Annotated in this window: 16 protein-coding genes and 1 pseudogene; 13 read left to right on the top strand and 4 right to left on the bottom strand. The window is 33.4% G+C overall.

What is annotated here, in order from left to right; all coding sequences use genetic code 11:
- The first annotated feature begins 377 nt into the window (after nucleotides 1-377).
- The 7 genes from QMA06_RS11140 (at nucleotide 378) to QMA06_RS11170 (ending at nucleotide 9,422) form a co-directional block, all read left to right on the top strand.
- Nucleotides 378-1,721, top strand: coding sequence for a coiled-coil domain-containing protein (locus QMA06_RS11140; protein ID WP_290206928.1), 1,344 nt, complete (start codon nucleotides 378-380; stop codon nucleotides 1,719-1,721).
- Between the two features lie 143 nt (nucleotides 1,722-1,864).
- Nucleotides 1,865-2,908, top strand: coding sequence for a hypothetical protein (locus QMA06_RS11145; RefSeq protein WP_290206929.1), 1,044 nt, complete (start codon nucleotides 1,865-1,867; stop codon nucleotides 2,906-2,908).
- A gap of 132 nt (nucleotides 2,909-3,040) precedes the next feature.
- Entirely contained in the window at nucleotides 3,041-5,002 is a 1,962-nt protein-coding gene (locus QMA06_RS11150) for an AAA family ATPase (RefSeq protein ID WP_290206930.1), read from the top strand.
- Nucleotides 5,003-5,054: 52 nt separating this feature from the next.
- Nucleotides 5,055-5,642, top strand: coding sequence for an NUDIX domain-containing protein (locus QMA06_RS11155; protein ID WP_290206931.1), 588 nt, complete (start codon nucleotides 5,055-5,057; stop codon nucleotides 5,640-5,642).
- 79 nt (nucleotides 5,643-5,721) lie between these two features.
- Nucleotides 5,722-6,957 carry a DUF6638 family protein gene (locus tag QMA06_RS11160; protein ID WP_290206932.1) on the top strand — a complete coding sequence of 412 codons (1,236 nt, stop codon included), beginning with the start codon at nucleotides 5,722-5,724 and terminating at the stop codon, nucleotides 6,955-6,957.
- 130 nt (nucleotides 6,958-7,087) lie between these two features.
- Complete coding sequence (locus QMA06_RS11165) at nucleotides 7,088-7,630, top strand: hypothetical protein (RefSeq protein ID WP_290206933.1); 543 nt, start codon at nucleotides 7,088-7,090, stop codon at nucleotides 7,628-7,630.
- A gap of 94 nt (nucleotides 7,631-7,724) precedes the next feature.
- On the top strand, nucleotides 7,725-9,422 hold the full coding sequence (locus tag QMA06_RS11170) for a hypothetical protein (RefSeq protein ID WP_290206934.1): 1,698 nt from the start codon (nucleotides 7,725-7,727) through the stop codon (nucleotides 9,420-9,422).
- 93 nt (nucleotides 9,423-9,515) lie between these two features.
- Here the strand turns inward: QMA06_RS11170 and QMA06_RS11175 are convergent, their stop codons facing one another.
- Complete coding sequence (locus QMA06_RS11175; RefSeq protein ID WP_290206935.1) at nucleotides 9,516-9,980, bottom strand: GNAT family N-acetyltransferase; 465 nt, start codon at nucleotides 9,978-9,980, stop codon at nucleotides 9,516-9,518.
- Nucleotides 9,970-10,989 carry a formimidoylglutamase gene (locus QMA06_RS11180; protein ID WP_290206936.1) on the bottom strand — a complete coding sequence of 340 codons (1,020 nt, stop codon included), beginning with the start codon at nucleotides 10,987-10,989 and terminating at the stop codon, nucleotides 9,970-9,972. The genes QMA06_RS11175 and QMA06_RS11180 overlap by 11 nt, the downstream gene beginning before the upstream one ends.
- 110 nt (nucleotides 10,990-11,099) lie before the next feature.
- Here QMA06_RS11180 and QMA06_RS11185 point away from each other — a divergent pair, with 110 nt between their 5' ends.
- A complete protein-coding gene (locus QMA06_RS11185; RefSeq protein WP_290206937.1) occupies nucleotides 11,100-11,987 on the top strand; it encodes a chromosome partitioning protein ParA in 888 nt (295 codons plus the stop codon).
- A 55-nt stretch (nucleotides 11,988-12,042) separates the two neighbouring features.
- On the opposite strand, the gene hutI is transcribed toward QMA06_RS11185, so the two are convergent.
- The gene (hutI, locus tag QMA06_RS11190; RefSeq protein WP_290206938.1) at nucleotides 12,043-13,278 is read right to left on the bottom strand and encodes an imidazolonepropionase; all 1,236 of its coding nucleotides are present in this window, start codon (nucleotides 13,276-13,278) and stop codon (nucleotides 12,043-12,045) included.
- A gap of 175 nt (nucleotides 13,279-13,453) precedes the next feature.
- Nucleotides 13,454-14,851, bottom strand: a complete 1,398-nt coding sequence (fumC, locus tag QMA06_RS11195) for a class II fumarate hydratase (RefSeq protein WP_290206939.1) — start codon at nucleotides 14,849-14,851, stop codon at nucleotides 13,454-13,456.
- A 353-nt stretch (nucleotides 14,852-15,204) separates the two neighbouring features.
- Here fumC and QMA06_RS11200 point away from each other — a divergent pair, with 353 nt between their 5' ends.
- From QMA06_RS11200 to QMA06_RS11220, 5 genes and pseudogenes are all read left to right on the top strand, one after another.
- Entirely contained in the window at nucleotides 15,205-15,909 is a 705-nt protein-coding gene (locus tag QMA06_RS11200; protein ID WP_290206940.1) for an esterase family protein, read from the top strand.
- A gap of 36 nt (nucleotides 15,910-15,945) precedes the next feature.
- A pseudogene (locus QMA06_RS11205) lies at nucleotides 15,946-16,893 on the top strand (ATP-grasp domain-containing protein); the annotation flags it as partial.
- 293 nt (nucleotides 16,894-17,186) lie between these two features.
- Nucleotides 17,187-18,281 (top strand): carboxylate-amine ligase, encoded by a 1,095-nt coding sequence (locus tag QMA06_RS11210; RefSeq protein WP_290206942.1) that lies wholly within the window; start codon nucleotides 17,187-17,189, stop codon nucleotides 18,279-18,281.
- A 44-nt stretch (nucleotides 18,282-18,325) separates the two neighbouring features.
- A complete protein-coding gene (locus tag QMA06_RS11215; protein WP_290206943.1) occupies nucleotides 18,326-19,144 on the top strand; it encodes a type 1 glutamine amidotransferase in 819 nt (272 codons plus the stop codon).
- A gap of 6 nt (nucleotides 19,145-19,150) precedes the next feature.
- On the top strand, nucleotides 19,151-20,350 hold the full coding sequence (locus QMA06_RS11220) for a hypothetical protein (protein ID WP_290206944.1): 1,200 nt from the start codon (nucleotides 19,151-19,153) through the stop codon (nucleotides 20,348-20,350).
- Nucleotides 20,351-20,378: the final 28 nt, after the last annotated feature.

Here is a 20,378-nt window from a genome sequence, read left to right on the forward strand (position 1 = left end):
GATAGAAAAATTCTCAATGTTAAATACTTAATTGTAAAATATTTACACAATTTAATTAACAATTATACCGATTAAATGATTGATTACTTCGGTAATCCACAATGTTTTTGGGAAAAAATTCAACATTCTATCGTTTTGTGCGAAAAAAAAACAAATCATTTTCACCCTTTAATTTTAAGTAAAAATTTCTATTATAGAATTTTTAAATTATTTTAATTCTGACTTCATAATACCCATCGATTATCTTTTATATTTAAAGAAGTGTAACAATTTAAACTTTTTACCTACCTATATTTTAGAAGTAAAGTTTTTAAAGTCTTAAAAATTTACCGAAATTGTTATCCTAAAATTGTTCAACTTAATACCATAACTAAAATATGTCTGATGATTTTGATTTATTAGAAACGAACTCCAACGATAAAACTGAAAAAGTAGATGTTAATTGGGGAAAAGCCATAGACCAAATGAAGTCTAAATTGGCGCAAGAAGATGATCCAGAAAGTCGTCAGAAAATACTTAACGCAACATTAGATAATGTGGTGGATATGGCGGAAAAAGATAGAACGACGCTTTTAGATGCTATTAAGGATTTAACCGATTATCAAGACGAAGTTGGTATAATGTTCGAAGGTTTTTCGGCGTTAAACGCCAAAGAACAAAAAGTTATTGACGATGCTGTAAAGCGTTTAGAACGTGCTAAAGTAGAATTAGAAGACGCAAAAAATAAACCAGATACTTGGTGGAATAATCTTTGGGGACGTAAAAGTAAAATTAAAAAAGCCGAACAAGAACTTGAAAATGCGCAGAGAGAACGTGATGCATCAGATAATAAAGCAAAGGCAATGTTTCAACAACGTATTGAAACTGCTGATATACAGACTTTGTTAAATGAGTTATCTTTTAAAAGTCAAGCTGCAATAAAACGTCTAAAAGACAGGGAAATTGAAATTAAAGAAGTTGAAGAAAGTCTAAAAACAGCTATTGTAGAAGCTTCTAATAATCATACAAAAGCACTTCAAAAGAAAAAAGAAATAGAAGATAAACTCGAAGAACAATATGCACTTCTAAAACAAGCACGTCAAGCGTTAGAAGAAGTGGCGGATAAACAATCAACTGAATATTCAGATGCATTAGCTAAAGTCACCACGTTAGAGCAAAAAGTAGAGGAGCTAGAAGGTCTTAAAAATGCGTATACCACTTTGGCTGCTTCAAAAGACAGTTTCGTCCATAAGCATAATCTTACAATTAAAGTATTGACATCGTTACGTAGTAATTTACAAACGCATCGTGCAAAATTAAAATCAGATACCGACGAGCGTCTTAAATATTATGATGGTTATGTGGTGGCTTTAAAAGCCAGAACTGACCAAGAATTTGCCGCAATCTTAGAACATTTAGGTGTTAAAACTGATGAGCATATTGGTGAAACTCTAGCAGCAATGCATACCGCCAGTGCTAAAGCTCGTCAAGAAATGATGGATAATATTCCGGTTCATGAAAAAGTAATGCAGGGAGTTTATGGAAGTTATGCCGAAGCTTTAGGGGAAATTAGAACTAAAGATGCAGCAATCCAGAAAAATTTTGCGGATCGCTATGGTATTGACATGAAAGAAATTTTTGATGAATATTATAAAGCAGATCCAAACGCACCATCTGATGGTGGAAGTAGCAATCCAGCTGGTGATCCAAATCCAGAAGCGAGTGATGACCTTTTAGGATAAAATGTAGTTTTAGTATTCAGTTGGTATTAAATACGAATTGAATACTAAGACCAACGGCAATAATATTTAATAAATTTTTTTAATACTGCCTTTCAAATATTAGAGGCCCACTGCAAACTGAATACTGCCAACTACCAACCAAAATGATAGTTACACCCTTAGATTCCGCAATATTAGATTCCAAAGAGCAATATGTGTTCTATCATAAAATGATAGATTTCATATTAAAGGAACTTATAGTTGCCGTTCAACATAATAAAATTTTAAGCCAACAAGAAGTGTTGTTATTTAAGCAATACAGCGATTTATTACTTTATTCTATTGAAGCCATGCGTATAAAATATATGTATGATGACGAGGAAAACATGAAAGTAGATTTAACCGATTCGGGCTTTCCAAATTACTTAGAATTTAGATATTTATTCAACGATTTAGAATTACGTAAGGACTATTTAGGCAAACTAACCAGTATCGATGTTTTAAAAGAAGAGTTTTTAGATTCCTTATTGCGAAAGAAAGAACCGATTTCTAAACGTAAACTCTTTCAGGCATCATCCATCGTATATTATACCTCTGCGAAGAAAGAATATATTTTCAACCGCTTTGTGCAAGGCAAAATAATCACAGCACCAGAAGGTTCAGAAGAAGCGTTTTTAGTGAGTTGGAGTTTCTATGATGTGTCGCACAATAGACCGTACATTTGTTATATGTACTTTAATTGCGATGGTAAAAATATACAAGATTATAAAGATGAAATTTACACTGTACTTAAAAATACAGCCGATCGCGACATGAATTTAGATACCATGGCTTACGCGATCGACAAGCGTTTACCAAAAGTATTTCCGAAAAGAATAAGACGAGTAGATTTAGGGCCATTGCATAATATATTTGCTAAAGACGAAAACAAAATTACTCATGCCATTTTACAGAGTATCGCAAATAAGGAAATTCCGTTGGAATCATTTGCAATTTCATTTAAAATAGACGAATTAAAATCTGGAAGCGAATTTAAAGAAGGTAGCTTTTTTAGTAAGCAAATCTTTCAAAGGTGGAATACGGTTTTTAGACAACGCTATCTCTTTGCACCTCATAGAATCATACAATTGTTATATAATAAAACCCCTGAGGTTATGAATGGTTTGGCTCAAGCACCAATTCAGATTTCAGAATTAAATGTGAAATAAAAAGTTTAAAGTCGCAATTTCTATTTCCAATACATTACGATAAATAATAATATAATTACACATAAAATGAGTTTCGAGATTAAAAGAAGATAAATAACGGTTTTCTAAGACGGAGACTTAAGACTAAAAATAATGGAACACAATTCAACCTTTCCAATAAAAAAAAACGAACTAAACATGCTTCGCGACGAAGCTACATCGTATCTTAAATCCATACAATGGGAGCAAAGTCAACGTGCCAAAAACAAAGATAATGATATAAAAGATGAATCTATTCTTTTGTATTTATCGAGAGCGAATAATGGGAGTAACGTCAATGTCACTTCGGTTTCAAAAACCATTTTGGCGTTAAAAAAGCGTTTGTTGCCAGAATCAGTTGCGCTTCCTATTTATTTAAACCAAACATTATATGCTGTTCAAGAAAGTTTAACCCTTGGCATCTGGATAAAGGACTCCTTCTACGACGCCTCAGGTTTATCAAGCTTAAGTGAAAATAAATCGGCATTAAATAGTGCTGGCAAACGCGAGTATGAAAGTAAAATGCACACAGCAACTGCTTTTATGTTGTTCGCCACGGCATATAAAGTTTTACACGATTTAAAGCCTTATGCTTCGGACGATTTGGCGGTTATGAAACAGAAATTTGCAGGTATTCCTGAAGTGTCATTTCTTACACCGTTAAAAGGCATTTCTTGTCAAATGTTTTATTACGATAAGTATTTGGGACATCCGGAAATCATTAAATCCGATAAGGATGTCATTGATTTTACGGTGGTTTATTTTGAAGCCTTAATAGATGAAATTCAACTAAGAAAAAGTAGTTTAGAATACACAGAAACTATTTCAGATAGAACTTACAAATTAGAAAATAGTGACTTTGCTGTATCGGGTTGGGAAAATGTGTTTCAGGGGACAGCAAAGAGTGTTGAGTTCAATAAAATTCAATTCGAACAAATAGTAGGAAACCGAGATGCGAAACATTTTGCACGGCGATTAACTGAGCGTTTGTTGAGTTACGATTTTGAAACTCAAAAAAATCCCTTTCAAGAATTAGGTGGTTTTATGCCAGTATTTATGGGTTACGGAATTCCGGGAACAGGAAAAAGTATGCTTATTGCTGCTATTGCAACCAGATTAAAAGAACATTCCGATAATTTAGATATTCCGTTCCTCTTTCATCCAATGCCTGATACCTTGATTAGCACATTTCAGGGGGGGTCGGCAGAAAAAATGGTAGAATGGATGAAGCCATTGCAAGATCCTAGCAAACTGATCTTTGCACCAATCGATGATGCTGAGAATAATTTACAAGAACGGACGGCACAAGGTGTTTCCGCTGGTGTAAAAGAAGTGATTGGTGTCTTTTTAAGATATACGGAAGGTGCTTATGCGGTTAATTATGGCAATAGTTCCATCGGGCTTTTTACCAATTTACCCGAAATGTTGGATAAGGCGGTGATTTCTAGAGTGCAAGGTCGGTTTAAAATCGATGGTGCACGTACAGAGCACGATTTTGTAGATCAAGATTACATTTGGTGGAAGAAGTTAAAGGAGACGATGCCAGAATTTGTAAACATGAATGATCCTGAGGTTTATAAATATCTGTCTGATCAAGGTTTGGCCAATAGTATGGGCGAAATTTTAAATGCTATTGATCAGCCAACGGAAGAACGTGTGCATGATACTTTTGATAAAGTTGAAAAATTGCATCAAAACAATGATCACATGTTTTATGCTGCCTTATATAAGGAAATTCAAAAGATATTTCCATTTTTCTCATCTAGAGATGTTAGAAATATTCAATCGGCCATTTCATTGCGTTTAACGGATTTCGATCTTGAAATTGATTGGTTTGAAAATCCTGAGAAATATTTCAATAGGGATTATGATACCAAATTCAACATGCTTCAAGAATTAATGAAAGCGAATATGAAAGGCTTGAACTTTTCAGATATTAGACGACAAGAAGTGATAAGATATTTAGATAACGTAGCCACCATTGCAGATACCGATTTTAAACGAAAAGTGGATGCAAGGATCAATCAAATGAATATTGAGAATGAGGCGAGAGCGCAATTTGGGGAGAATGATTGACGGTGTCCAATTGTAAATTTTAGAATTAATCTGTGAAAAATAAAAAAAATCAGTGTCAGAATTAAAAAACATAACAGAAACCATCCTTTCAAACGAATGGGCAACATTAAAGAGAATTGATTACGATTATAAATTTGAGAACGGCGAATGGCGACGCTTGTCAAGAGAATGTTATAACCGAGGGAATGGAGCCGCTATTCTATTATATAATGCTGAAAAAGGAACGGTGATTTTAACCAAACAATTCCGAATGCCAATATATAATGTAAACAGTGAAGAAGGCATGTCTATTGAGGTCTGCGCAGGGGCCATAGATAACAACGATAGTGCATTAGAAACTATTATTAGAGAAACTGAAGAAGAAGTGGGTTATAAATTAAACGATGCAAAACAAGTACTAACCGCCTACACGTCTCCTGGTGCATTAACAGAAAAAATGTTTTTATTCATTGCCGAATATAATGACCACATGAAAATTACAAATGGTGGTGGATTAGAAAGTGAAAATGAAGAAATAGACGTTTTAGAACTGAAATTTTCAGAAACATTAAAAATGATAAATAATCAGGAAATTGTTGATGCAAAAACGATTATGTTATTACAATATTTTCAAATAAATAATGTGTTAAATAATAAATAATAGCAATACTTCGAATCGCTGTGTAACTCAGCGAAACTAAGTGTAAACTATGAGATTCCCACTTTAGTGAGAAATAAATATGCAAAAACTAAAACAAGCAAATCTATACAGAAGTGAACTTATTCCCATCAGTGGCAAACTAGTAGAGCGATACAATAAATGCTTAAGAACGTTGGGTTTTACTGAGACCAAGCTCACGTCGTTTTTTATCGATGGTATTGGCTGGAGTCCAGAGGTGGCCGAGGAACGGAAAGACATGCATTATCTCAATCATGGAGATGCAAATCCGCATGGTATCATCATTACTCCGTTGCAAAAAGGAAAACCGGTGTATCTACCTTTTCATTCGTTCGATAAGGAAATGATGCAACATATATTTAGAACGCATGGTCAAAAAATTAATGATATCACAAGAGACTCGGCTATATGTATCGATTTCGACCAGAATATTGATGTGTACTATGAGCCTTTAGATGTATTAAAATATGATAAAGTTAATATTACATTCAGACTCATAGATCATCTTGAACGCATACAGAAAGATCAACTAAAACTTGTCGATAAGTTTAATACTGATAATAATTTTATAGATGAAAATATTCATCAGCAATTATTGGATTCTGCCAAAACTTATGGTGATTTGAGACATCGGGATTTAAGATTACATCCTCTGTATTTTTCAACAAGTTCGTTTTTTACTAGAGCTTTTGATGGAGTGTATTTGTTGCGTGATTTTATTAAACCGATTGTAATATTTGAAAGTAAAGCACATTATAAAGAAGCTATAAAAGACACTATTCATGATGTGTTAATTTATCATATAGAACAACCTGAATTGGTCGATAAATTAAAAGATTACATTATAATAGAGTGTGACTTGGAATATATGATAACGACCCCAAATTATGACAGAATTAAGAAATACGAACTCGCACAGTTTTTAAATGAAACCGAACATGCTATCGTTGATATATTAGATAATAAAGTGTTGTTTAAGAGTTATTTAAATAAAATTGAAATTAATGCGCGTAAACAAATTATGGGTGTTGAATTATATTTGGAAAAATTAGAACGCAGTAATGCTTATAAAGTTGAAGATATGGTCGATCAATCCTTATATTTTGCTTTGCATCAACCACATTCATCGTTGTCGGCTGAACATCGCGATTTAATCCATAAGTTACTGATCAATATTGCACCAAAGGACGTCTTATTTTTGTATTGGTATGACAAAGAACAGTTTTACAAGAATTATGAGACTTGGGAGGATTCCTTTAAGGACTGGGTAATTGCACGGATTCGTAACAATATTTGAGTTTTTTAGACTAATTTAGTAGAGTGCCTTTTTTGCACGTAAAGATGCCAAGGCGCAAAGAAAATATTAATTTAAGTTATAAGCGCAGAACTTCATGCTTCGTGCTTCCAACTTCTAACTTTTTAACCTCATGGGAATAGAATTAGTAATATTCATATCAGCCATTTTATTTGGAATTTTTCTCTATTGGAGAGAATCTAACGGTAATGGAGCTTATCGTTTTTTAAATAAGGTCGTTAATAGCAAAGAATTACAAATGAGTGCTAACAATCCCAAAGGTTTTGTTTACAAACAATCACTATTGCCACGTATATTATTTGTAGTAACCTTGGTTTTAGTCGCGGCTTTAATTGTTGAATTTTTAACACCAATCGCTGTGTTTAGTAGTTATAATGGTGTTTCTGCTTTTGCTTCATTTGCTGTTGGAACTTTATTAGGAACTTATATTGCCGCGTTTATAATAACCTCGTCAGATGTTATTGAAGAACAAAGTGAATCGTTAGAAGATAAATTTGATGATGTTGTGGAAAAAGGAAAAGACTTTTTTGAAGATTTAAAAAATAAAGATAATAAAGCAGTAGAGGAGGCCAAAAAAGAAATTGAAAATACGCCAGAAAGCAAAATGAATGAGAAAAGCGCTAGAGATCGTCTAAAAGATAAGGGGTTGATGTAATACTTTACTGCGAAAGCGGAAATCTTTAAGGTAATCCAACTAAAAAATAATAATAAAATAACGAGATTCCTGCTTTTGCTGGAATATGGGAGACATGATAAAAAATTATTGGAACAAAGGGAGTAAACAAAAACGGATTACAATTTTAGTATCCTTGTTGTTATTAGTGCTATTGTTTTTTTTCAGGGACGATTATCAACCTGTTTTATTATTTCTACGTAAATACATATTCGTAATCATTACCAGTTTACTGGTTCTATTTTTCGGTTTGCGTAAATTCAGAAAATCTGTAAATGTTAGTGGTCGGTTGGTAATTTTAGCATTGCTCATTGTATTTTTCGGAATTTTATATGTTGTTGGCTGGCATTATAAAATGTACGACTATATGAAAACCTATAATGTTTTTAACGATCTAAATAAAGTTGAAATAAATGAATTACCATTAACTCAAAACGAACGAATTCAGCCACTAAGAAATGTGTTTTCCATGGCTAACGAAAGTGTTGGCGAAACTAAAGATGTGTCCTTACCTCATTTAGTACGGATAGGCACGGAGAATAAGTGGACTATGGCTATTCAACCTAGTGAGAAGTACGTTATGCAACGTATTAGTGACAATACAGAAGAAGTGTTTTCGGTAAGCAGTACGTCACCATTTCCTAGATTTTCAAATGAAAACCGTATCGATGTCACTTTTTCAATAGGCGAATCCCTAAAATTCAGCAGAAACACGTACAATGCCGTTGTACAACGTTTTAATCCTTGGATGCTTTTTAATTATGAACCCAGCGACACGTTTTACATGAAAAACGACGAGAATAATTGGGTTGAAGTGGTGAGTTTAATTAAGTGGAAAGGTTTCTTTTTTCCTTACCCAAGTTTTGGCGGCGTGATGATTATAGATAGTGGTGAACACGATTTTAATGATTATTTAGAACGTATAACGATTGGTAAGGGAACTTTTGTGAGTCCGGATGAAATTAAAAACTATCCATTTTTAAATAAACAAAATACCTTGGCGGAAGTGGTTTCGCAATTACAAGCAGAATCTCTAAAGTTTTTAGGAGGTTTTAGTGATCCGTTGCCTTGGAATATGGAAACTGCAGTCAAAATTCCATTAATGCCAAAGGATCAAAATCAACAACCTTATGTTACCGATTTTGACTTTGCTGGGAGTAATTCTGATGCTTATAGTGGCTTATATCATTGGTTTGGATTAGAGCCTGTTGGTAATGAACGTACTAGCTTAAGTTATAGTGTATTTATTCCTGCAGATGGTAGTGACAAATTGTATTATTACGATCATGCGACTAAAAAGCAAGGCTATGCAGGCGTTTCGGCTATGCCATTGAAAGTAAAGGAGTCTCGAAAAGAATACGATTGGAATGCTAGTACGCCCGTAGAATTTAGACCTTACATAAAAGACATTGCTGGTAGAAAACGTATGTTCTTCTTAGGCACAATATCTTCTATAAGTTCAACAGACGCAAAACAGTTTGATGGCTCTGCAACACCAGATTTAGTTTTAATAGATAGCGAATATAGAGATGTTATTTGGATAGACGTTAAACACCCAAGCACTTGGGATGAGACAGTTTACAATCAGCTCAATGAAGCTTGGCGATCTAGTGAGGGGATTGGTTATTACTTTAAAGAAGCGCCAAAAGATGAAGATATTTTGGAACAACAAATGGAATCTATTATAGCAATTCCTAAAATTGATAATAATACAGATAAGATTGAAGCCTTACAACGTGAGTTAGATTCTTTAAAGCGTGTAAGAGAACAATAACCTCAGATGAAATTCTAAAAATTCAATAATAGAGCTTTCTGGTTTTACTCGTGTATATATTCTTATGATAGCTGTTGTATCTTCTATATTACATTAAAAATTCAGTAACATCTTTATATCAGCACGTTCGTAAGGATTATCTTTCTCAAGTTCCAATTCCAAAAACCCATACTTGCGATATAAATAAATCGCATTTTCTAATTTAGTGTTAGAATAGAGTAGAAGGCCTTTCAACTTTTTAGCTCTGCTAAAATCAATGCAATGTTGTAATAACTGTTGACCAATATGTTGACCACGTTCTTCAGGTAAAACAGCCATTTTAGTAAGTTCTAAAATCCCTGAGGTTTTAGTTGGCATTAAAGCTACCGTACCAACCACCTTATCCTCTTTAATGGCAAAAAATATAGAACCTCCTTTATCGATTATGTACTCCTCAGGATGGCTTAAAACCACTTCATCAATAGTTTCAACATAAAAATGAGTTTTTAACCACTCAATATTTAAATCGTAAAAATTTTGCGCATGTTTTTTATTGAATTCAATAATTTTAATTTCCATTGGCTCTTATGAAATCAGTAATTATATAGGTAATCAATTTTCCAACATTTGTTGTTGTATGTTCTTGCGGTGCAGCCTCACAAATATGTAAGTAAGTGGCATTTTTATGCTGTCCGAAATAATTCGTAAATTGTCTAACTTGTTTTACGCTAAATCCACTTGGCGTCATGGCGCTACTAGGTATGTTTTCAATAGCATCACAGTCAATTTCAATACCAAATTTCTTAGAAGAGACATGATTCAAGGCCGATTTCATTTCCGACTTAAAATCGATTTCATGTCTAACTTCTAATGCTTCATAGGTATTATATTTAATAGATTTTACTTTTTTTAGCGTTTTAAAAAGAGTATCAGAAGTATAATTTTCATGAAGTCCGAAGATGAAATAATTTTTCATAAATCCTTCAGCATAAGCATAACTAAAACCATTACCACTATGTCTGCCTTCTTCAGCTCTGAAATCGGAATGCGCATCAAAATTTACGACATTAATTCTTTCGTTATGAGCCAAGGCACAACCTTTAATATTTCCGTAAGCATTGTTGTGGCCACCCCCAATAATAATTGGAATCTTTCCCGCTGCAACAATTGAAGACACAATATGAGTAACATCTTTATCTATTGAAGCCACAAAATTTCGGATCTTAGAGAGTTTTTTCTTTTTTGATATATCGAGTTCTAGTAAAGCCTCACGTTGATCCTTATAATCTAAATGACCTAAAATTAAAACACGTTTCGCTTTCGTAAAAGTATTACTCTGTACATTTAACAAAGTTTTTAAAGCGGCGTCCCATGAATTATAAGCACCTGTGTGTCCGTAGTTTCCATAAATACCGATATCCTCTTTTATGCCAAATAACACATAGTCAACGTCTAAATTAAGGATATCATCGTATATAACATTGAGGTTAGATACTATCTGAACATGTTCTCCAAACTTTGATTCACCTTTACGTTTCTTTAAAAGCTGTTGTCTGTTATTTTCAGTAAACAAAGTAAGATCATGCATTTGGTCTAAAAATTTAATTTTAGAATAAAAGTACAGTTTTATTTAATTATTTTAACCTCAAATAAACATTTTTAAAATAACAATTAACAATACTTAAAACCAAACAATTTATGGAAGGTTCTCAATCATCAAGCACAGGATTAAAAGTAGGCTTAGGCATATTATTAGTATTATTCTTAGGTACAGCTTTTTACACCTCTAAACTTTACAGCGAAAAGCAAGAAAATGAAAAATTATTAGTTAGCGAAAAGCAACAAGTAATGAATGATCTGAATAATATGGCTCAAGATTATGACGAAGCGATTGCGGAGAGTGAAGTTAAGAATCAAGATATTATTGAAGCTCGTGAACGTATTCAAGGGTTAATGGATTCTCTCAAAGTATCTCAAAATAGTGTTGGCAGTTTGTGGAGGTACAAAAAGAAGTATTTGGCTTTGCAAGAAGAAATGGACATTTTATTAACGGAAAATGACCGTCTTAAAGTAGAAAACCAGTATTTAGCAACGTCGTTAGATAGTACTAATGTTCAATTGGCTGAGCGCACTATGTTTACAGATTCTCTTTTAGTTCAAAATACTGAATTAACTTCTGTAGTAAAAGATGCGGCAGCACTACAAACTGTAGGTTTAATTGGGATGGGAGTTATAGAAAGACGAAGCGGAAAACAAATTCCAACAGAGCGTGCAAGTAGAAGTGATAAACTTAAAATATGCTTTACCGTAGCCAAAAATACGCTGACCGAAGCAGGTGATAAAGAATTGTATGTACAAATTATAGATCCATTAAATAATGTTTTAGGAACGAATGATCAAATAGAATTTGAAGATCAAGTCTTAAACTACAGCTTAATTAGCCGTTTTAATTATGAAAACAGAAACTTAAATATTTGCGAATATATTAGCGAATTAGAAGATGCAAAATTCGAAAAAGGCCGTTACAAGGTGAATGTCTTTAATGATAAAGCAATAATATCTTCTTCAGAATTTGAGTTGAAATAAGAATAAAACACTAAAATTATAATATAAAATCCAGAAGATATCTTCTGGATTTTTTTTATAAAAGTTGACCATTTATTATCACCTGCTCAACAGGGTTATGAGCATAAGCATAAGGGATTTCACTATAATGATCCATGGGCTTCGTTATAATGAGGTTGGCTTTTTTACCTCGTGTAATACTACCGTACATATTACTAATTCCCATGGCATAAGCACCATTTATGGTAGCCGCATTTATGGCTTCTTCGGGAGTCATTTTTAGTTTCACACAAGCGGCACTAACTATAAAATTCATATTTCCGCTAGGTGAAGAACCTGGATTGTAATCAGTTGCAATGGCTAATGGTAAGCCTGCATCAATAAGTTGGCGTGCCTTTGTATAAGGAATGCTTAAAAAATAAGAACAGCCAGGAAGCGCCACAGGGATAGTCTCACTATCTTTTAATGCTACAATATCGTCTTCGTTTAATTCTTCTAAATGATCCACGGAAAGTGCGTTGTATTTTACTCCTAGCGCAATTCCTCCTAAAATATTAAACTGGTTAACATGAATTTTAGGTTTTAAATTGTAATTTTTTCCAGCTTTTAAAATGGCTTCGGTATCGTTAATATCAAAATAACCTTCTTCACAGAAAACGTCAATATAATTCGCAATATGAAGTTCGGCTGCTTTCGGAATTAATTCTTCTGTAATATATTTAATATAGTCTTGTTTTTTAGTTTTGAATTCCGATGGAATAGCATGAGCTGCCAGTAATGTTGGGGTAATAATAGCCAGACTTTCACGTTTAAGACGTTTAATGACCCTTAGCATTTTTAACTCGGCATCTAGTGTTAATCCATAACCTGTTTTTATTTCTACAGCTCCAGTTCCCATGGCAATTATTTCATCTAATCGTTTTAAGGATTGCTTATATAAAATCTCTTCTGAGGTTTTTTGAAGAAGTTTAGCCGAATTTAAAATTCCACCACCTTTATTAGCAATTTCAGCATAGGATACCCCTTTAATTCTATCTACAAATTCAGAAGTTCTGTCTCCCGCATATACTATATGAGTATGCGAATCGCACCAAGAAGGTAAGACTATTTTACCCGTAGCATCTATGATGGTATCAGCTTCAATAGTTTGATAATCTTCCATTTTACCATATTCTATAATGGTGTCGTGATCAATATAAATATAGGCGTTTTCTAAAATTGGTAGTTCTTTCATGTCCGCACCTTTTACAATAGTAACGTTAGAATCATGAACTTGAAGCAATTGTTTTATATTTAAAATGAGTACGGACATGTGGATTGGTGTTTTTGTAAAGATTGCTAATTTTTTGAATAAAAAAAAACGCTAGTAAAAAATTACTAGCGTTTTTGACGTTTCATACTTCAAAATACTTGTTTTTTTATGAATATTGGTAATCATTCATAATCATCAAAGTTTCTTCATACTAAATATTTAGGTGCCTGTCATTTTATTTTATGCTTCCTACCATATGTTCTGGTTTTACCCATTCATCATAATCTTCAGCAGAAACATAACCTAAGTTTACAGCTTCTTCTTTTAATGTCGTACCATTTTTATGTGCAGTGTTCGCAATCTCAGCCGCTTTATAATAACCGATTTTAGTGTTTAATGCGGTAACTAACATTAAAGAATTGTTCAATAACTCTTTAATCACTTGATGGTTTGGTTCAATTCCGCTAGCACAATGTTCTTCAAAACTTACGCAGGCGTCACCTATTAATTGTGCAGATTGGAGAATGTTCGCTGCCATCATCGGCTTAAAAACATTTAGCTCGTAATGACCTTGGGTGCCACCAACAGTAATTGCGACATCGTTACCCATTACCTGAGCACAAACCATAGTTAAAGCTTCACATTGCGTAGGGTTTACTTTTCCTGGCATTATTGAGCTACCTGGTTCGTTGGCAGGAATAATTATTTCTCCAATTCCAGAACGTGGTCCTGACGCCATCATTCTTATGTCATTGGCAATTTTATTTAACGAAACGGCCAGTTGTTTTAATGCTCCATGAGTTTCAACAATGGCATCATGAGCAGCTAAAGCTTCAAATTTATTTTCAGCAGTTACGAAAGGTAAATCCGTAAATTCTGCAATGTATTTTGCTACCAAAACATCATATCCTTCTGGTGTATTTAAACCTGTACCTACAGCAGTGCCTCCTAAAGCCAATTCGCTTAAGTGTGCTAGAGTATGTTCTAAAGCCTTTAATCCATGATCTAATTGAGAGACGTAACCCGAAAATTCCTGACCTAACGTCAATGGAGTCGCATCCATTAAATGAGTTCGTCCTATTTTTACAACTTCCTTAAACTCGAGTGATTTTTTATGTAAAGTGTTGCGCAATTGTATAACTCCAGGTATGGTTGTTTCTACAACCTTTTTGTAAGCCGCAATATGCATTCCGGTAGGAAAGGTATCATTTGAAGATTGCGATTTATTAACATCATCATTTGGTTGAATCGTTTTTTCGTCTTCACCAATAATTTTCCCAGCGATTTGATGTGCTCGGTTGGCGATTACTTCATTAACATTCATGTTGCTTTGTGTACCAGAACCTGTTTGCCAGATCACTAATGGAAATTGATCATTATGTTTACCCTCCAAAATCTCATCACAAACCTTAGCAATCAGATCACGTTTTTCTTTTGATAAAACTTCGAGTTCACAATTAGTATAAGCAGCGGCCTTTTTTAAGTAAGCAAATCCATAAACCACCTCTAAGGGCATAGATGCCGGAGAACCAATTTTAAAGTTATTACGAGAGCGCTCTGTTTGTGCTCCCCAAAGTTTATCGGCAGGTACTTCTACCTCCCCCATAGTATCCTTTTCTATACGATATTTCATTTGTATTGTATTTAGTCCTTTACAAAATTAATGGTTTTTAAAGTTGAATAAGAAAATATTAAAGATTTATTTAAGCATGTTTTTCTTTAAATAAAAACAAGTTATCTCATTGTGGTCATCAAATTATATCAATTTGGAAATTTTCAATTAACATGAAGGAAGAATTAATAAAAAACAAAAAAAACAATTGATATTAATGAAGCCTTTTCAGTTTTAATTACGATATTTAAAAATGGTTATTCTAAGTGGCATACTAATCTATTAGTTTTCAAGACCTACTGCATAAAATATTGGTGTAAATATTGTATTTTTGCCGACTATTTTTTTTATTTAACTTATTAAAAACTAAACAATTGAAGGAAGAACATTTTAAATGGTACTCACCAACACTGAGCAAAGATATAGAGATGCTTGTATTTGGTCATTCTGGATATCCTGTTATTTTGTTTCCTACCACAATGGGCAAGCACAATGAATGTAAAGACATGAAACTTGTGGAATCTGCAAGATGGTATTTAGAAGAAGGCCTTATTCAAATTTATTGCCCAGATGGTATTAATGAATTAAGCTGGTACAATAAGCATATCCATCCTTCTCTACGAGCAAAAAATCATGCAATCTACGATACGTTTATTATGAACGAAATTGTTAATAAAATTTGTGATGAAAAAGGGTTGCAAAAAGTGGCTATGGCAGGACCAAGTTTTGGTGGTTACCAAGCTGCTAATTTTGCATTTAGACATCCTGAAAAAGTGAGTCACATGTTTAGTATGAGTGGTTCTTTTGATATTAAATCATTTGTGGATGGTCATTACGACGATAATGTGTTTTTTAACAATCCCGTTGATTTTATGCCAGATGCAAACCATCCTGACTTATGGAATATGAAAATTATTTTGGGTGTTGGTGAAGAAGACATCTGCTTAGATGCCAATCGAAGAATGGCTAGTATTTTAGAAAAGAAAAACATTCCTTTTTGGTATGATGAGCGAAAGTGGGCAAAGCACGATTGGCCTTTATGGCGAGAAATGTTTCCACATTATTTATCCAAACTATAACAGTAAATTAATTAATCCAACAAATTCATTTTAAATATGAAAAAAATAGGCATTTTATTCGGTCAAGAAGATACATTTCCATGGGCATTTATTGACAGAGTTAACGAAAAAATTAAAGCTCAAGGTATTAAAGAAATGATGGCAGAAGCTGTTTCGATAGATACTGTAGAACAAGCAAAATCTGACGAGTATGCAGTGATAATAGACAGAATTTCTCAGGACGTGCCATTTTATAGAGCGTATTTAAAAAATGCGGCAATTACAGGAACAGCCGTTATTAATAACCCATTTTGGTGGAGTGCAGACGAAAAGTTCTTTAACAATGCATTAGCGCAATCTATTGGTGTACCTGTACCTAAAACTTTTATTTTACCTTCAGCTCAACGGCCACCAGATACAGATGAAAAATCTTTTAGAAACATGAAATTTCCATTCGATTGGGAAAAAATGTTCGATACAATCGGTTTTCCGGCATATATGAAACCTCATGATGGAGGTGGATGGAAAAGTGTTTACCGTGTAGAAAATCCCGACGATTTATGGGCAAAACATGGGGAAACTGAGAACTTAGTAATGATGCTACAAGAAGAAATTAACTTTACAGAATATTTTAGATGCTACGTTTTAGGTACAGACAACGTACACATTATGCAATATGAACCTAGAAACCCACATCATTTACGTTATGTCTTGGATGGTGAGCCTGTAGACAGTAAGATTTTAGATTTGGTTGAGAAATATTGTATCGATTTAAATAAAGCTTTAGGGTACGATTTTAATACCGTTGAATTTGCAGTTAGAGATGGTGTGCCTTATGCGATTGACTTTTGTAATCCTGCTCCTGATGCAGATATTAAATCCGTAGGACAAGATAATTTTGAATGGATTGTAGAAAATGCCGCTAATATGGCAATTGTAAAAGCAAAAGAATACGAAAAAGGAAAGATGAACCTTACATGGGGTACTTTTGTTAAAGACCAAATGAACATCTCCGCTTCAGATAAGAAAACATCAGTTAAAAAATCTATCGCTAAAAAAGCAACCCCAAAAAAGAATGCCGTAAAGAAATCACCAGCAAAGAATGTGGTAGCAAAAAAGACAACTACAGCAAAAAAGGCGGTCAAAAAAACACCTGCTAAAAATGTTGTAGCTAAAAAATCAACAGTAACAAAGACTTCAGGTAAAAAGGCTACGACAAAAAAGAGTTCAGATAAACAATAGATTATGTATTAGCCTGATTAATTGAATAATCAGGCTTAATTTAACCATCTCCTTATATGAAGTTTACATTAGGCATTGAAGAAGAGTATCAAATCATTGATCCCGTTTCTCGCGAATTAATTTCACACGATCAGCAAATTGTAACAGAAGCGGCTAAGGTTCTTAAAGATCAGGTAAAAGCAGAAATGCATCAAGCCGTGGTAGAGGTGGGGACACATATTTGCCAAGATATTACGGATGCTAGGTCGCAAATTACACATTTACGAAAATCTATTTCTGGTATAGCTAATGATTTAGGATTTAAAATTGGGGCAGCAGGTACACATCCATTTTCTAAATGGGAGCACCAACTGATTACGCCAAATCCTAGGTACGATGAAATTGTTACCGAGTTACAAGATACCGCACGGTCTAATTTAATTTTTGGTCTGCACGTGCACGTCGGAATGGAGGATAAGGAAATGGCGATTCATTTAGTAAATGCATTACGCTATTTTTTGCCACATTTATATGCATTATCAACCAATTCACCATTTTGGGAAGGTAGAAATACTGGATTCAAGTCCTTTAGATCTAAGGTGTTCGATAAATTTCCAAGAACAGGTATTCCTGGTATTTTTGAAAATTATGCGCAATATGAAAATTACGTTAACGTTTTAGTAAAGACCAAATGTATTGATAATCCGAAGAAAATTTGGTGGGACATAAGAGTGCATCCATTTTTTCCAACTTTAGAAGTGAGAATTTGTGATGTACCTTTAACTGTTAACGAAACGGTTTGTATTTCGGCAATAATACAAGCCTTAGTGGCTAAACTATATAATTTAAGAAGACATAATCTTAATTTTATGAATTACCACCGTGCTTTGATTAACGAGAATAAATGGAGAGCAAGTCGGTATGGTATTGATGGAAAAATGATTGATTTTGGAAAAGAATCTGAGGTAGAAACACGACTTCTAATGCTAGAATTACTTGAATTTATTGACGATGTTGTTGATGATTTAGGATCAAGAAAAGAAATAGAATATATTCATCAAATGCTTAAAAATGGAACCGGAGCAGACCGCCAATTAGAGATATTTAAACAAACAAACGACCTTACTAAAGTGGTGGATTATATCACAGAACAAACCATTTTAGGATTATAAAATAACCTACTTAAATTGATTACCGCAGTTATGGTAATAGTAATATGAAAAACGATAAATTAAAATTAGCAATTTTAGACATGAATAATGACGAACCCAACCAAGGGTTACGTTGTATTACTGAGATAGCTAATTCCTTTAATGCAGATGTTGATGTTCAAATCTTTAACGTTAGAGCAAAGCATGAAATACCTGACACAAGTTTTGATATTTATATTTCAAGTGGTGGGCCCGGAAGTCCACTAGAAGAAGGAGAATGGAGAAAACCATATCTAAATTTGATACAAGATCTTTGGGATTTTAACAAAACATCGCATCATCAGAAAAAATCTGTATTCTTTATTTGTTATTCCTTTCAGGTGATATGCGATTATTTTCAATTAGGGGAAATAAAACCTAGGCGCAGTACTTCATTCGGAATTTTACGAGTTCATAAAACAAAAGATGGGAAAAAAGACCTTCTTTTATCTGGTTTAAATGATCCATTCTATGCCGTAGATTCACGCGATTGGCAATTAATTCAACCAAACCTTAAGATATTTAAAAGTCATGGGGCTAAAATATTAAGTATCGAAAAAATTCGTACGCACGTAGAATTAGAACGTGCAATTATGGCTGTTCGATTTTCTGAAGAATTTGTAGGTACTCAATTTCATCCTGAAGCTGAACCTATAAGTATGGAAGCTTATTTTGGTTTAGAAGAAAATAAAAAAAAGGTAATTGATAGTTTTGGTAAAGAGAAATACTACCAAATGATGACTCGTATGGACGATCCAGACAAAGTTGCGATGACGTACAAAACAATTTTGCCAAAATTTATTCAGAATGCAATTATAAAAGTTAAACAACCTGTAATGTCGTAATTTAAGATGATAAAGCCAATCAGAGACGCCTATAATGCAAATTTTTCGGAAGAAAAATATAAAGCCTTTTTAAAAGATATTGATGACACGTTTAATTACCACGTTCCTTTTAAAATAGCTGAAACACCTGTTTTTATACCAAACGTTTTAAAACAAAAACTGATAGACGCTTGTAATGATATTATGACGGTAATTAATAAACCGAATTTTAAACAGTTAACTGATGGTGCATTTTTCGACACAAACACCATTGTACCAAATGAAGATAACCATGCTAAGTTTATTCAACTCGATTTTGGGATTTGTAGAGATTCACAAGGCCAATTAACACCAAAGTTAATAGAGTTACAAGGTTTTCCTTCGTTGTATTATTTTCAAGAATTATTAGGCAATAAATACAGAACACATTTTGGTAATGTTATTCCAAAAGGATTTTCTCAGCATCTCAATGGAATGACTTCCGATGATTATTTACCTTTATTAAAACAAGAAATTATTGGTAATACCGATCCGAAACACGTTATTTTATTAGAAATAGAACCAGAAAAACAAGCCACTGCTATTGATTTTTATGCTACTGCAGAAAAGTTAGGTATAAAAGTACTTTGTATAACCCACTTGAAAAAAAGAGGTAAATCTTTATTTTATTTCGATGAGAATGGTGAAGAGGTAGGGGTTTTAAAAATATATAATCGTATAATTTTTGACGAATTACATCAACGTACTGATCTTAAAACTGAGTTCAGTTTTCAAGATGAGATTGATGCAGAATGGATTGGTCATCCTAATTGGTTTTACAGAATCAGTAAATACACGATGCCCTTATTAAAGGGTGATTATGTGCCAAAATCTTATTATTTAGATCAATTGGAAAGCATTCCAACAGACTTAGAGAATTATGTTTTAAAACCATTATATTCATTTGCTGGAGCGGGCGTTCAAATTCATGTAACCAAAAGCATGATTGATGATATCACTAATAAATCCAATTACTTACTTCAAGAAAAAGTAGCCTATGCACCCGTAATTGAGACTATGGATGAGCCTGCGAAGTGTGAAATTAGAATGATGATGCTCCACAACTCCAAAACGAATAAAACAGAAATCGTTAGTAACTTAATGCGATTAAGTAAGGGTGAAATGGTTGGTGTTAAGTACAATAAAGATAAGACCTGGGTTGGCGGTAGTACTGGATTTTTTGAATGATGAATTTTCTAATTTTTATGATTTTGTA

It is taken from the genome of Winogradskyella bathintestinalis (genome assembly GCF_030407435.1).
Classification (GTDB): domain Bacteria; phylum Bacteroidota; class Bacteroidia; order Flavobacteriales; family Flavobacteriaceae; genus Winogradskyella; species Winogradskyella bathintestinalis.

Coding starts and splice junctions, on each gene's coding strand:
- QMA06_RS11140 (WP_290206928.1), top strand. CDS start 378: ATGTCTGATGATTTTGATTTATTAGAAACGAACTCCAACGATAAAACT.
- QMA06_RS11145 (WP_290206929.1), top strand. CDS start 1,865: ATGATAGTTACACCCTTAGATTCCGCAATATTAGATTCCAAAGAGCAA.
- QMA06_RS11150 (WP_290206930.1), top strand. CDS start 3,041: ATGGAACACAATTCAACCTTTCCAATAAAAAAAAACGAACTAAACATG.
- QMA06_RS11160 (WP_290206932.1), top strand. CDS start 5,722: ATGCAAAAACTAAAACAAGCAAATCTATACAGAAGTGAACTTATTCCC.
- QMA06_RS11165 (WP_290206933.1), top strand. CDS start 7,088: ATGGGAATAGAATTAGTAATATTCATATCAGCCATTTTATTTGGAATT.
- QMA06_RS11170 (WP_290206934.1), top strand. CDS start 7,725: ATGATAAAAAATTATTGGAACAAAGGGAGTAAACAAAAACGGATTACA.
- QMA06_RS11175 (WP_290206935.1), bottom strand. CDS start 9,980: ATGGAAATTAAAATTATTGAATTCAATAAAAAACATGCGCAAAATTTT.
- QMA06_RS11180 (WP_290206936.1), bottom strand. CDS start 10,989: ATGCATGATCTTACTTTGTTTACTGAAAATAACAGACAACAGCTTTTA.
- QMA06_RS11185 (WP_290206937.1), top strand. CDS start 11,100: ATGGAAGGTTCTCAATCATCAAGCACAGGATTAAAAGTAGGCTTAGGC.
- hutI (WP_290206938.1), bottom strand. CDS start 13,278: ATGTCCGTACTCATTTTAAATATAAAACAATTGCTTCAAGTTCATGAT.
- fumC (WP_290206939.1), bottom strand. CDS start 14,851: ATGAAATATCGTATAGAAAAGGATACTATGGGGGAGGTAGAAGTACCT.
- QMA06_RS11210 (WP_290206942.1), top strand. CDS start 17,187: ATGAAGTTTACATTAGGCATTGAAGAAGAGTATCAAATCATTGATCCC.
- QMA06_RS11215 (WP_290206943.1), top strand. CDS start 18,326: ATGAAAAACGATAAATTAAAATTAGCAATTTTAGACATGAATAATGAC.
- QMA06_RS11220 (WP_290206944.1), top strand. CDS start 19,151: ATGATAAAGCCAATCAGAGACGCCTATAATGCAAATTTTTCGGAAGAA.